Genomic DNA, 13,972 nt, shown 5'->3' on the forward strand with positions numbered 1-13,972 from the left:
CCACAACCCCTCTGAAGGAGAGCCGCCATGACGGCGCATTTTCGTCCCGCGGTGTATGACCTGCCCCGCGACGGCCACACGGTTTTGCGCTGGGAGCATCCGCCCCAGCAAGCCACCGTCGAGCTTGAGCGCCAGCAGCGCAAACAGAGCCTTGCCGCCGCCTTCCGGGTGTTCGCCCGGCTGGGTTTCGACATGGGCGGCGCCGGGCATATCACCGTGCGTGATCCGCAGCGCCCGGACCATTTCTGGGTGAATCCGGTGGGGGTGTATTTCGGCCATATCCGGGTCAGTGACCTGTTGCTGGTCGATCCCCAGGGCGCCATTGTCGAAGGCGAGGGCGCCTTGAACCTGGCGGCGTTCGCCATCCATGCAGCACTCCACGAAGCCCACCCGCAAGTGGTGGCCGCCGCCCATGCCCATTCCCTGTACGGCAAGGCCTGGTCGAGCCTGGGCCGCCTGTTGGACCCGCTGACCCAGGACGCTTGCGCCTTCTATGAACAGCACGGGCTGTTCGACAACTTTTCCGGGGTGGTGCTGGAGGCCAGCGAGGGCGCGCGGATCGCCGCCGCGTTGCAGGGACGCAAGGCGTTGATCCTGCAGAACCACGGGCTGCTCACCGTTGGCGAAACCGTCGAGGCGGCCGTCTGGCGCTTCATTGCCATGGACAACGCCGCCCAGACTCAGCTGTTGGCGGAAGCCGCCGGCACACCCAGGCCCATTCCCCATGATGTGGCGCGCCACACCGCGCGCCAGGTCGGCACCGAGTTTGGTGGCTGGTTCAGCTTCCAGCCTTACCGCGAGCGGATCGTGCGCGAAGAACCGGATTTTCTCGATTAAGGACAAGCTCATGCAGCGTCGTCGATTTCTGCAACTCTCGGCCCTTGCCGGCCTGGCCGGTGCTTTGCCGCGTCTGGGCCTGGGGGCCCCGGCGGACCTGTCCGGGGTCACCCTGAATGTCGCCACCTACAAGGGCGCAGCGCCGAGCTTCTTCCCCGAGGCGGGCATCGAATCGCCGCCCTACAAGGTCAAGTACGCCGAGTTCACCGGCGGTAACCTGAGCTTCGAAGCCCTGGTCAGCGGCACCCTGGATATCTCGCCGATGAGTGAGATCCCGCCGATTTTCGGGATCAAGAACCACGCCCCGGTGAAACTGATCGCGGTGCTGACCGGCGACGTCAACAACCAGGCGTTTATCGTGCCCAAGGGCTCCAGGGTGCAGTCGGTGGCCGAACTCAAGGGCAAGCGCGTTGGCTATATCCGCTCCACCAGTTCCCACTACTTCCTGCTCAAGGCGTTGAAGGAGCAGGGGCTGGGCTTTGCCGACATCGTGCCCATGGCGCTGACTCCGCAAGATGGTTTCGCCGCCTTTCAGAATGGCGCGCTGGATGCCTGGGTCAGCTTCGGCTACTTCATCCAGCTGGCGGAACTGCGGGCCGGGGCCCGGGTACTGAAGACCGGCCAGGGCTACCTGTCCGGCAACTACGTGATTGCCGCCAACCAACAGAGCATTGCCGATCCGCTCAAGCACGCGGCGATCACCGACTACATCCTGCGCGAATACCGTGCCTGGCAATGGATCGCCAGCCATCCCGAGGAATGGGCCACCAAGAGCGCGAAGATCCTCGGCATGCCCCGGGAAGTGTTCCTGGCCCAATACCGTGCCCAGAGCGGCCCACGGCTGTTGCAACCGGTGGACGACGCGGCGGTGAAATCCCAGCAGGACGTGGCCGATCTGTTCTTTGAAGCCGGTGTTCTGCCCCAGCAGCTGGATGTTTCCGGCCTGTGGGACCGCAGCTTCCACTGGAGCTGAGCCTTCACCCCGTAGGAGCCGGCTTGCCGGCGAACAGGCCCTTGAGCCTTGCATCGATCTTGTGGCCGCCTTCGCTGGCAAGCCAGCTCCTACAGCAGTCAGATACACCGTGCAGTTCCCTGTAGGAGCCGGCTTGCCGGCGAACAGGTCCTTGAGTCTTGCATCGATCTTGTGGCCGCCTTCGCTGGCAAGCCAGCTCCTGCAGGGCAGCGTTTCTATTGGCCACGGAGGCCTTATGTTCACCCGATCCTTGCTGTTGCTGGCGCTGGTCAGTCCCTGGGCGCTTGCCGCCAGCCCTGCCGCTTCACTGCACCAGCGCCTTACGGTGCTCGACAGCCATCTCGATACCCCCATGCAACTGGCTCGCCCCGGCTGGGACATCACCCAGCGCCATCGTTATCAGGACGACCTGTCCCAGGTGGATCTGCCGCGCATGAAGGAGGGCGGCCTGGATGGCGGTTTCTGGGCCATCTTCACCCCCCAGGGCCCGCTCAATGCCGAAGGCCGGACCCTGGCCAGTGAGCATGGCCTGGCAGTGCTCACGCGGATTCGCGACCTGATCGCCGCCCACCGCGAGGACTTTGCCCTGGCCCTGAGCGCCGCCGATGTGCCGGCGATCATCGCCCGTGGCCAGCGAGTGGTGTTTATCAGCATGGAGAATGCCGAGCCTCTGGCAGCCGATCCCGGGCGTTTGCTCACCTACCATCGCCAGGGCTTGCGCATGCTCGGCCTGGTGCACTCGGCCAATAACGACTTCGCCGACTCGGCCACTGCCCTGCCGCAGTGGCAGGGCCTGAGTCCTGCGGGCCGCGATCTGGTGGCCGCGGCCAATCGCCTGGGCATCCTGCTGGATGTGTCCCACGCCTCGGATCAGGTGTTCGACCAAGTGCTGGCGCTGTCCACGGCGCCGATCATTGCCTCCCACTCCAGCAGCCGGGCCATCACCCACCATCCCCGCAATCTGGATGATCGGCGCCTGCGGCAACTGGCGGCCAAGGGGGGGGTGGTGCAGGTCAACAGCTTTGCCAGTGACCTGATCAACCTCGTGCCCAATCCCGAGCGTGACAAGGCCTTGGGGCCGCTGTACCGCGAGTTCCGCCTGGCCGCCAGCCTGAGCCCCGGGCAGGTGGCGGACCTGGCCGAGCGGATTCGTCAGGTGGAGATGCGCTACCCACAGCCCAGGGCAACCCTGGACGACTACCTGCAGCACCTGTTGCACATCCTTGAGGTGGTGGGGCCGGACCATGTGGGCATCGGCGCCGACTGGGATGGCGGTGGAGGGGTGCAGGGACTGGAGGATGTGGCGCAGCTGCCGCGAATCACCGAGCGCTTGCTGGCGGCGGGGTACGGCGAAGCGGACCTGGCGAAGATCTGGGGCGGCAATCTGCTGCGAGTCCTCGACGCCGCCCAACGGGTAGGAGCCGGCTTGCCGGCGAATGGACCCTGAGGCTTGGGGCGCTGGAGACGGCCTTCGCTGGCAAGCCAGCTCCTACCGGGAGAGGAGGCCTGTTTGGTTTTTTGGGCTATGCGCGGGGCGCAGAATCTTCTGGCTTGAATATGAAACAAAGTAATATTTGCATATGCTTAAAATGTATTTCTCTTATTAAATGAGCGCCCCTAGGATGGCTTCCCATAGACCCAAGTGACTGCATAAGTCCACGGGCTATAACCGAACGCACTATCCATCCGCAGCAGGGAGCGCTGGCATGCCACTGACCAGAAGACAATTGATCGCCCGTATCGCCGCTGTCGGCGGGGTCCAGGCGGCGAGTGCGGTCATGGGCCTGTTCGGCGGTCCGGGCAACGCCGAGGCCTACGAGGAGAACTATGCGTCGCTGCCCACCGCTGCCCTGGGCAAGGGGGCTTCGGTGGTGGTAATCGGCGCCGGAATCGGCGGTCTGGTCAGTGCCTATGAACTGAACAAGGCCGGGTTCAAGGTCACGCTGCTGGAAGCCCGGGACCGGGTCGGCGGGCGCAACTGGACCGTGCGCCGCGGTGATCGGGTGGAATACAGCGACGGCAGTGCGCAAGTCGCCGAGTTCGATGACGGTTTCTATCTCAATGCCGGGGCCGGTCGCTTGCCCAGTCACCATCAACTGATGCTCGGCTACTGCCGCGAGCTGGGGGTCGAACTGGAGGTACTGGTCAACACCAGTCGCAATGCCCTGGTGCGTCCGGACCTGAACCAGCCGGCCCTGCAGATCCGCCAGGCGGTCAATGACAGCCGCGGGCATTTTTCCGAGCTGCTGGCCAAGGCGGTCAATCGGCATGCCCTGGACCAGGAGTTGACGGCGGCCGATCGCAGCAACCTGCTGAGCTTCCTGAAAACCTGGGGCGATCTCTCGGACAAGCTGGAATACCTGGGATCGGCCCGCTCCGGCTACAAGGTCTGGCCCGGTGCCGGTGACCAGCTGGCGCAGAAGAATGATCCGCTGCCATTGCAGACCCTGCTCAACCCGGCGCTGACCACGGCGCTGATGATCGATGAATACCCGGAATTCTCGCCCACCATGTTCCAGCCCGTGGGCGGCATGGACCGCATTCCCCAGGCCTTTGCCCGACGCTTGCAGGGGCGGTTGCGGCTGCACAGTGAGGTGCGTTCCATCACCAATCACAGTGACAGCGTCGAGGTGCTCTACCTGGACCGGCGCAGCGGTCGCACCCAGAGCCTGAAGGCCGACTACGTGATCAGTTCCTTGCCCTTGCCGCTGCTGGCCAAGGTGCAGAACAACTTCAGTGCCCCGGTACGCCAGGCCATCGCTGCGGTGCAGTTCGGCTACGCCAACAAGGTGGCCTGGCAGTCCCGGCGCTTCTGGGAAAGCCAGTACCAGATCTATGGCGGGCTGTCGTTCATCAATCAGGAAGCGTCCGGGCTGTGGTACCCCAGCGGTGGGTTCAACCAGGCCGAAGGGGTGTTGGTGGCGGCGTACAACAACGGTGAAACCGCGCGCAAGTTCGGTGAGAAAACCCTGGCCCAGCAGATCGAGATCTCCCGTCAGGCGGTGGAACTGCTGCACCCCGGTCACAGCCATGAACTGCGCAATCCTCTGGTGATTGCCTGGAGCAAGATCCCCTACAACTTCGGGCCCTGGATCAGCCATGAAGTGGCCGAACCGGACTACAGCCTGCTCAACCAGCCCCAAGGCCGGGTCTACCTGACCAGCGACGGCCTGGCCCACAGCGGCGTGGGCATCTGGCAGGAAGCCGCCGCCGGTGCAGCGCGGCGCGTGGTGCGCCACCTTTTTGAACGGGCGCAAGGCTCGTCGCTACAGCAAACGGCCTGAAAAAGCCGAGCATTTACCTTGTTCTGCACAAAAAATTACCTGATCGAAATGCAGGCAGTTTTCGTACAGAACAGCAGTAACCCATGCCGGGTAGCGGACCTCCGAGGCTGGCACACACAACCTTGGAGCGTCTTTGCATGTCTGTAAAACATACCGTCGTAGGGCTGGGGCTGTTGCTTGCCGCCAGCAGCAGCTGGGCCGCGGGTATCCAGCGCGTGCCGTCCACCTATCCCAATTCACCGATCCTGCAGTCGGTGACTTTGCCCGCCAACAGCGAGGTGACCTACCTCTCCGGCCTGTTGCCGGACCCGGTGGACCCCAAGGCGCCCAAGGAGCAGATCCATGCCGCCGGCAACACTGAGGCCCAGGCCCGGGTGGTGCTGCGCAAGGTGCAAACCCTACTCGCCAGCCAGGGCTTGACCCTGGGGGATGTGGTGCAACTGCGGATCTACCTGGTGGGCGACCCGGCCCTGGGTGGCAAGCTGGATTTCGATGGCCTGCAAGTGGCTTTTCGCGAGTTCTTCGGCACCGAGAAACAACCGCTGAAACCGGCCCGGACCACGGTGCAAGTGGCAGGGCTGGTGTTGCCCGGGGCCCTGATCGAAGTCGAAACCGTCGCCGCCCGGTCGCGCTGAGCGCCATTCAAAAGGATCTGAAGTCATGGGTATTTCCTTGCATAAAATCGTTCGCGGCGCCGCGCCCCTGAGCCTTGGCCTGTTGAGCCTGACAACCCCTGTGGAGTTGCTGGCCGCTGACGAAACCCTGGGCACGGTGGTGGTCACCGGGGTCCGTGGCAGCCAGCAGCGCACCGTCACCAACAGCCCGGCGCCTATCGATGTGATCGACAGCGAGCAGTTGCGCAGCATCGGTCAGAACGGTCTGAAAGAAATGCTCGGGCGCCTGCTGCCGTCGTTCAACGTGCCCACCATCAACGGCGGCGGTACGGCGTTCCTGGTGCGTGGGGTGAGCATGCGCGGCCTGGGCGGTGATCAGGTGCTGGTGCTGATCAACGGCAAGCGCCGGCACAACTCGGCGCTGATCAACAACGGTGCCCGGGTCGGCAACGCCTCGGTTCCGGTGGACCTGGACCTGATTCCCACGGCCGCCATCGAGCGTATCGAAGTGCTGCGCGACGGCGCCGCAGCGCAATACGGCTCCGACGCCATCGCCGGGGTGATCAATATCATCCTCAAGCGCAATGCCGAAGGCCTGACCTCGGACACCACCCTGGGCCAGTACTACGACGGTGACGGCACCACCGGCCACGAAGCCTTCAACTGGGGCAGCAAGCTGGGGGAGGACGGCGGCTTCGTCAACCTGTCCTGGGACGCCAAGCTCCAGGAGCCTTACGAGCGCTCCAGTGCGGCCAGCGGCCAGCTGTACTTCAATCAGCCCAATGGCTCGCCGGACCCTCGGGAAAGCAATCGTCAGGGCTGGGGCACCGAGTACGGCCTGGGCCGCGACCGCACCACCAGCCTGGCCTACAACGCCGAGCTGCCCCTGGCCGACGACCTCAAGCTGTACTCGTTTTCCACCTTGAGCTACCGCAACAGCAACAAGAACCTGGGGCACCGCAAGCCCACCGACATCACCAGTCTGGCGGGGGTACCCAACGCACCGTATCCCAATGGCGGCCAGGCGCGGCGGGAGATCCGCGAGACCGACTTCCAGGTCGCCGGTGGTGCCAAGGGTTTGGCGGGCGGTTGGGACTGGGACCTGTCCAGCACCTACGGCAAGGACCGCGGGGTACTGGATACCGCCAACAACCTGAACATTTCCAACGGCCCTTACGGCCAGCACGACTTCCACCTGGGCAATCTGGTATTTGACCAGTGGACCAACAACCTGGACTTCTCCCGGGCCCTGGACATCGGCTGGAGCAGCCCGCTGGAAACCTCCTTTGGCGTGGAATACCGCTGGGAGAAATACGCGCTGGAAGAGGGCGAGCCCAACTCCTACAACCAGGGCAGCTACGTCCCGGCCACCGGTCCCTTTGCCGGCGTGGTACCGGACCCGGGGCTGTTTTCGGTCAACGGCACCACGCCGGAAGACGCCTACAGCCTCAAGCGCCACAGCGAAGCCGCCTATGTGGATTTCGGCCTGAACATCACCCCCAACTGGTACGTCGGCGCAGCGGCGCGTTATGAGAAATACAACCTCGGCGTGGGCGATACCACCAGCGGCAAGCTCACCACCCGTTATGAGTTCATACCCGGCTATGCGGTACGGGCGGCGGTGAGCAACGGCTTCCGCGCACCGTCCCTGGCCCAGAGCGTGTTCTCCACCACCAGCACCGTGACCCAGTTCGGCGCCGGCGGCACCACCAGCTCGGTGCGGACCAAACAGATGCGCCCCAACTCGCCGGAAGCCATTGCCCTGGGGGCCAAGGACCTGGAGCCGGAAACCTCGCGCAACTACAGCCTGGGCTTCACCGCCGAACCCACCGAGCGCCTGCGCCTGACCGCCGACTTCTACCTGATCGACATCGACAAGCGCATCCTCCAGACCGGCATCCTCAAGGGCCCGGCGGTGTCGCAGATCCTGGTGGAGAACGGCCTGTCGCCGAACCTCGCCGGGCAGTACTACACCAACGCCGCCGACACCCGGACCAAGGGCGTGGACCTGGTGGCGGACTACAGCCAGTCGTTCGGCGAGTACGGCACGGCCAAGTGGAGCGTCGCCTACAACCACAACAAGACCACCATCCGCGATCTGGCGCAGACCCCGGCGGCCCTGTCGCGCCTGGGGGCCGGCTATGTGCTGTTCGACCGCCAGCAGCAGATCGACCTGACCAAGTCGACGCCCAAGGACAAGTGGATTCTGTCCAGCAACTACAAGGTGGGCGACTGGACCACCAACCTGCAGTTGACCCGCTTTGGCGAGTACACCGAAGGCTCGAACCTTGCGGCCAACGACCGTACCTACAGTGCCAAGTGGATCACCGACCTGGACGTGGCCTACGACGTGACCCAGAACCTCACCGTCGCGGTGGGGGCCAATAACCTGTTTGACGTGTACCCGGACAAGATCGGCCTCAAGGCCTGGGCGGGGACTTATGAATACGGGATGTTCTCGCCTTATGGCCTGGGCGGTGGTTATTACTACAGCCGCGTCAGCCTGGCGTTCTAGGCATGGTCAGCATCGATCTTGTAGGAGCTGGCTTGCCAGCGAAGGCGGCCGCATGACGGGTGCAAGGTTCAGGGGCCAGTCGCGGCTCCTACAAGGGGTGGTGTTGTGTTTGTGGGTGGGCACTGCGCTGGCGCAGCCGGCGTTGCGGGTTTCCAGCCAGAAGCAGTCGCTGAAGATTCTGCTGCAGGCCGCCGGCGAGCTGGAGCAGGTGCCGTATCCCATCGAGTTCGCGTCCTTTGCCGCCGCCGCGCCCACCGCCGAGGCGCTGGCGGCCGGGGCGGTGGACATTGGCAGCCTGGGGGATGCGCCGTTCGTGTTCGCTGCCGCCGCCGGGGCGCCGATCAAGACCGTGGGGGTGATCAAACTCAAGGTCACGCCCACGGCAGTGGCGATTGTGGTCAAGAACGACTCGCCGCTGCAGGATGCCGCCAGCCTCAAGGGCCAGCGCATCACCACCACTCGCGGCTCCATCGGCCATTTCCTGGCCCTCGCCGCCCTGCGTTCGGCGGGGCTGCACGGCGCGGATGCGCAGTTCATCTTCCTGCAGCCCGCCGAGTCCCGCAGCCTGCTGAGTAATGGTCAGGCCGATGCCTGGTCGACCTGGGACCCCTACACCAGCATGGTGCAGATGGAAGGTGGAACCCGGGTGCTGGTCAGTGGCGAGGGCCTGTTCGCCGGGCACATGTTACTGGTGGCCAATGATCAGGCGATCCATGACAAGCCGGCACAGATTGCCGATTTCCTCCGGCGCCTGGATCGCGCCTATGCCTGGGCCAATCAACATCAGGCCGAGTTTTCCCGCATCCAGGCCGGCTACAGCGGCCTGCCGGTAGAGGTCCATGAACGCTCCAACCGCTACTCCGTGCCCCGACGCATTGCCGTGGGGCCGTCGGTGGTGGCGGACGTGCAGCACACCGCCGATCTGTATCGCGAGGAAGGCATCATCCGCCAGTCTTTCGATGCCTCGGCTTACATGGACGAACAGTTCAATGAAGTTGAATGAATAGATGGCATTTTTATTAATTAAGCTCGGGAGGAATGAATAAATATCCCTTCAATAATGTCCGCTGTTTAACTTAACTATCAGCAAATTTCATAGTGTCCGCGCAGGCCGTTAAAGTTGTCGGTGATGGCCGCTATTTGCCTGATTTTCTATACATTTTTAAGTTTGGATATTAGAGATAAAGGGTATTTCACAAGGCATTGGCAACTGCCTAAGGTGGCCTTGAAATAAATTATTACGTTCTGCCAAAGATGTACTTCGTCGCTACTTCCAGGGAATAAGGGAGCTTGCATGTTCACAGTCACTACTGCCGACAAACTTGAAGCGCGGCATATCCTCGATGTCGTTGAAAAACGTTCTTATGGCGTCCAGCTCAAAGGTTTCTGTCCGCCGGACACCTTGCAGGTGGCGCGGGATCATCTGTACCAGCAGGAGCTGCGCAGCGCCTTCAGCCAGCAGCAGGAATTCGTCCGCGTCGGCAAGGCCTATATCGAGATCCAGGATGAGCAGAGCCGCGCCGAATACCATGCCCTGGCACTGCCCAATATCCGCAAGATCCGCAACCTGTTCCGGCCCTTGGCCTCGCCCATCGACGAGCTGCGCCTGCTGCTGGATGAGGTCTGGCCTCAGGGCGCCCACCTGCTGCAGGTAGGCGGGCAGAAGTGCTTTGTCGGTATCGCCCGCTTCCAGGGCTCGGGGGTCGATCTCACGCCCCATACCGACAAGCTCGAACGCAACGCGCCGCAGGGCCACAGCCCGCCACTGCTGACCCAGCTGTCCACCAACATCTACCTGGAAATCCCCGAGGACGGCGGAGAGTTGGAGATCTGGGGCATCGAGCCGGACGAGGAGGAGTACAACCGCCTGCGCGGCGAACGAGCCTACGGCATCGAGCGCCATCTGCTGCCGCCGCCGGATTTCGTGATCAAGCCCGAGCCGGGCGACCTGATCCTGCTCAACCCGCGGCTGATCCACGCGGTACGCCCCTCGGCCAGCAGCACCCGGGTCACCCTCGGGGTCTTTATCGGTTACTACGGCGAACAACAGCCTTTGGCCTACTGGAGCTGAACTCATGAGCAAGGTGCAGGAAATCAATCTCAAGGCCTACTTCAACAAGGGCGGCGAAGAGCACGAATTCGATGGCAAGCGCGTGGTCCTGGCGGTCAGCGTTGGCCAGGAATATCACGAAGACCAGAAGCTGCGCTCCACCATTCACCTGATCAACCAGTCCGGCTTCAGTCACGTCAAGGTGGTGGTGGCCGACACCCTGCAACGCCACAACAAGCACGGCAAATCTCCGGGGGAGGCGTTGTCGGCGTCGATCCGCGACGGCGATGCCTGGCTGGCGCGCAACCAGGACATCCTCGATGGCCTGCGGGTGCCCTATCACATCACCCGCTGGAACCAGGAACTGGCCAGCGACCGCTATGCCGAGTTGCGCCAGCAGTTGGACCGCATCTATCAGCAGCGCGAGGAATTGCGCGACGCCATCGACAGCACCATCGGCGTGTTCACCGAGCGTTTGCGCCTGCGTGACGAGCACGCGGACATCGAACGCGCGGCGGCCCAGTGCCGCGAATACATCCTGGAAGAGATCCCCATCATCCTGCCGCTGTGGGCCGATGAGGGTTATCACTACGTGCTCTACCCGCAGCAGATGACCACGGCCATGGCCACCAGTCGCGAGCTGTTGATCGAACCCCACAGTCCGGATCGGGTGCGCTGGCTGCCCCTGAAGTTCAAGAAGCGCGGGATTCCGATTCCGTTCACCTTGCCTGGGGCCATTCACCCGAACTGGACCAGTGGCGCGATCGCCATCTGATCCGCCGCGATCAATGTAGGAGCTGGCTTGCCAGCGAAGACGTCCTTGCGGGCGGTGCAGGGCTCAAGGGCCTGTTCGCCGGCAAGCGGGCTCCTGCAGAGCGGTTTTTTTATGACTGACAAGGAGTTTCCATGGGCGTTTTTGCGCAACAGCAACGCAAATGGTGGGCATTGCTCGGAGTGAGCATTGCCAGTTTTCTCGGCTGTGTGGATTTCACCATCGTCAACACGGCGCTGCCGGCATTGCAGACCGATCTGGGGACCTCGGTGGACAGTCTGCAGTGGGTCATTAACGGCTTCATCCTGGCGCTGTCGAGTTTCATGGTGCTGGTGGGGCGCCTGGCCGACTTGCATGGACGCAAGCGGGTGCTGTTCATCGGCTTGACGGTGTTCGGTCTGGCGTCGCTGGCGGCTGGGCTGGCGACGCAGATCGACACCCTGATCGCTGCCCGGGTGATCCAGGGGCTGGCCTGCGCCGTGCTCTACACCGCGTCGGGGGCCATTGTCTCCAGCACCTTCGACAGCGCCGAACAGGGCAAGGCCTTCGGCGTGCTGTTCGGCGTCAATGGCGTGGGGCTGGCAATCGGGCCGGTACTGGGGGGGCTGATCACCAGTGGCTTTGGCTGGCAGTGGATCTTCCTGATCAACGTGCCCTTCGTGCTGCTGAGCCTGGGCATCTGCAGTTTCAGCGTGAAGGAGTCCCGCTCGGCAGAGGCCGGTGCACGACTGGATGTATGGGGCGCGTTGCTGTTGCTGATCGGCTTGCCGAGCCTGGTGCTGGTGATCGTTCAGGGTGGAACCTGGGGCTGGGGCTCGCACCTGACTCTGGGTCTGATCGCCCTGGCGACCCTGGCCCTGGTGGCCTTCCTGGCGGTGGAGAAACGGGTTGCGGCGCCGATCATCGATCTCAAGCTGTTCGCCAACCGACGCTTTGTCGCCGGGGTCGCGGCAAGCTTCGGTCTGGCGCTGTTCTACTGCGTGGCGTTTTTCGTCATGCCGTTGTATCTGGCGCAGATCCGTGGTGAGTCGGTGCAGGCCAGCGGCTTGCTGTTATTGCCCACCACCTTGGGGGTGGCACTGCTGTCGCCGCTGGTGGGACGGCTGGTGGACCGCAAGGGCCCGGCGCTGCTGATCAAGACCGGGCTGCTGCTGTTCGTGCTGTCGGCGCTGTTGCAGGCCGGGTTCGACCGCCAGACGTCGCTGGCGTATCTGCTCGGCGCCTTCGTCATCATGGGCCTGGGTTGGGCCAGTATTCTCGGGCCGTCGACGGTGCTGGGGATTTCCTCGGTGCCTCAGGAAGTGGGCTCGGTGGCCATGGGTTCGCTGATGACCCTGCACAACGTCGGCGGTGGCGTGGGGCTGGCGGTGGGGGTGGGCTTGTTCCACTACTTTTCCGCGACGCCGCTGGACGATGCCCAGGGCGCCTTTCTCAACGGTTATCGCGGGGTGATGGGGTTTCTGGCCGTGGCGACGCTGTTGGTCTGGGCCACGGTGAGCCTGTTGCTGCGTACCGCCCCGGCTACCCTGGCGGCGGCCGAGGAGGGCGCCGGTCATGGCTGAGCGCAGCGGGCAGATGGGGCTGGGGGCCTTTCTCTCCGGCTCCGGCGCCCACGGCGGCAGTTGGCGCCATCCCCGGGCGGATGCCGATGCCTCGTTGAATTTCCAGCGCTACCGACACTACGCCCAGACCCTGGAGCGCGGCTGTTTCGACGCGCTGTTTCTCAACGACAACGTGGCCGTGGGGGATCTCGATCCCCGGGTGCTGGCCCGCAGTTCCTACAGCTTGCGCTGGGACCCCTTGACCCTGCTGCCGGCGCTGGCCGTGGTGACCCGGCATATCGGCCTGATCGCTACCGCCAGCACCACCTACAACGAGCCCTACAACCTGGCGCGCAAGTTCGCGTCCCTGGACCACCTGAGTGAGGGGCGTGCCGGTTGGAACCTGGTGACGGGGTTGATCGGCGCAGAGAACTTCAATCACCCCGAGCCCCCCAGCCATGCCGAACGTTACGCCCGGGCCGAGGAGTTTTTCACGGTGGTCAGCGGCCTGTGGGACAGCTGGGCCGATGACGCCTTTCCCCGGGACAAGGCCAGCGGCCAGTGGTTGCAGCCGCACAGGATGCACCTGCTGGAGCATCGTGGCCGGCACTTCCAGGTACAGGGCCCGTTGAATGCGCCGCGTCCGCTGCAGGGCTGGCCGGTGATCGCCCAGGCCGGGTCTTCGGGCCCGGGCTGCGAGCTGGCGGCCCGCTGTGCCGAGCTGGTGTTCACCGCCCAGAGCGACCTGCAACAGGCCAAGGATTTCTACGTCGGGCTCAAGGAACGACTTCCCCATTACGGTCGCCATGCCCGGCAGTTGAAGATCTTCCCGGGGATTGCGCCGACCGTCGGCCGGACCCTCAACGAGGCCGAGGAGAAGTATCAGCAATTGCAGGAGCTGCAGGACCCGCAGGCCCAGCTCAGGGCGCTGTCCTACTTGCTGGACCTGGGCATCGACCTGTCGACACTGCCCCTGGATGCCCCAGTGCCGCTGTTGGCAGACGCGGCGCCCACCGAGCGGCACAAGAGCCGTCGGCAACTGGTGGTGGAACTGGTCCGCCGGGAGCGGCCAACGCTGGCGCAGCTGCTGCGCAGCCTGTCCGCCAGCGGGCACAAGGTACTGGTGGGGACGCCAGGGCAGATCGTTGATGAACTGGCGACCTGGTACGAGGAGTACGCCGCCGATGGCTTCAATGTGCTGTTTACCCATTTGCCGGGAGCCATCGAGGATTTCGTGCAATTGATCACCCCGGAGCTGCAACGCCGGGGCCTGTTTCGCCAGCGCTACACGGCGCACACCCTGCGCGAACACCTGGGGCTTGCGCGAGTGGAAAACCGATTTTTCAGTCATCGGGGCAATGGCTGAATCGCTTAAAGAGTCTTTAC

The 13,972-nt window shown here is 63.9% G+C and carries 11 protein-coding genes; all 11 read left to right on the forward strand.

Going from position 1 to position 13,972, the window contains the following annotated elements; genetic code table 11:
• The first annotated feature begins 27 nt into the window (after nt 1-27).
• The 11 genes from ACSSVC_RS10795 to ACSSVC_RS10845 all read left to right on the forward strand — a co-directional run bounded on the left by ACSSVC_RS10795 (nt 28) and on the right by ACSSVC_RS10845 (nt 13,952).
• On the forward strand, nt 28-837 hold the full coding sequence (locus tag ACSSVC_RS10795; protein WP_346634959.1) for a class II aldolase/adducin family protein: 810 nt from the start codon (nt 28-30) through the stop codon (nt 835-837).
• A gap of 10 nt (nt 838-847) precedes the next feature.
• Nucleotides 848-1,810, forward strand: a complete 963-nt coding sequence (locus ACSSVC_RS10800) for an ABC transporter substrate-binding protein (protein ID WP_404938517.1) — start codon at nt 848-850, stop codon at nt 1,808-1,810.
• A 235-nt stretch (nt 1,811-2,045) separates the two neighbouring features.
• Nucleotides 2,046-3,257, forward strand: coding sequence for a dipeptidase (locus ACSSVC_RS10805; protein ID WP_404938519.1), 1,212 nt, complete (start codon nt 2,046-2,048; stop codon nt 3,255-3,257).
• Between the two features lie 259 nt (nt 3,258-3,516).
• Nucleotides 3,517-5,094, forward strand: a complete 1,578-nt coding sequence (locus ACSSVC_RS10810) for a flavin monoamine oxidase family protein (protein ID WP_492612275.1) — start codon at nt 3,517-3,519, stop codon at nt 5,092-5,094.
• Nucleotides 5,095-5,231: 137 nt separating this feature from the next.
• Nucleotides 5,232-5,729 carry a RidA family protein gene (locus ACSSVC_RS10815; RefSeq protein WP_404938523.1) on the forward strand — a complete coding sequence of 166 codons (498 nt, stop codon included), beginning with the start codon at nt 5,232-5,234 and terminating at the stop codon, nt 5,727-5,729.
• A 25-nt stretch (nt 5,730-5,754) separates the two neighbouring features.
• Nucleotides 5,755-8,223: a TonB-dependent receptor plug domain-containing protein gene (locus ACSSVC_RS10820; RefSeq protein WP_492612276.1), complete on the forward strand. Its 2,469-nt coding sequence runs from the start codon at nt 5,755-5,757 to the stop codon at nt 8,221-8,223.
• A gap of 52 nt (nt 8,224-8,275) precedes the next feature.
• Nucleotides 8,276-9,226, forward strand: a complete 951-nt coding sequence (locus ACSSVC_RS10825) for an aliphatic sulfonate ABC transporter substrate-binding protein (RefSeq protein WP_492612277.1) — start codon at nt 8,276-8,278, stop codon at nt 9,224-9,226.
• A gap of 291 nt (nt 9,227-9,517) precedes the next feature.
• A complete protein-coding gene (locus tag ACSSVC_RS10830; protein WP_404938529.1) occupies nt 9,518-10,294 on the forward strand; it encodes a 2OG-Fe(II) oxygenase in 777 nt (258 codons plus the stop codon).
• Nucleotides 10,295-10,298: 4 nt separating this feature from the next.
• The gene (locus ACSSVC_RS10835) at nt 10,299-11,048 is read left to right on the forward strand and encodes a tRNA-dependent cyclodipeptide synthase (RefSeq protein ID WP_346634953.1); all 750 of its coding nucleotides are present in this window, start codon (nt 10,299-10,301) and stop codon (nt 11,046-11,048) included.
• 131 nt (nt 11,049-11,179) lie between these two features.
• Entirely contained in the window at nt 11,180-12,607 is a 1,428-nt protein-coding gene (locus ACSSVC_RS10840; protein ID WP_346634952.1) for an MFS transporter, read from the forward strand.
• Nucleotides 12,600-13,952, forward strand: coding sequence for an LLM class flavin-dependent oxidoreductase (locus ACSSVC_RS10845; protein WP_492612278.1), 1,353 nt, complete (start codon nt 12,600-12,602; stop codon nt 13,950-13,952). The genes ACSSVC_RS10840 and ACSSVC_RS10845 overlap by 8 nt, the downstream gene beginning before the upstream one ends.
• Nucleotides 13,953-13,972 lie beyond the last annotated feature (20 nt).

This window comes from Pseudomonas sp. E1BtOHC1, from assembly GCF_058744285.1.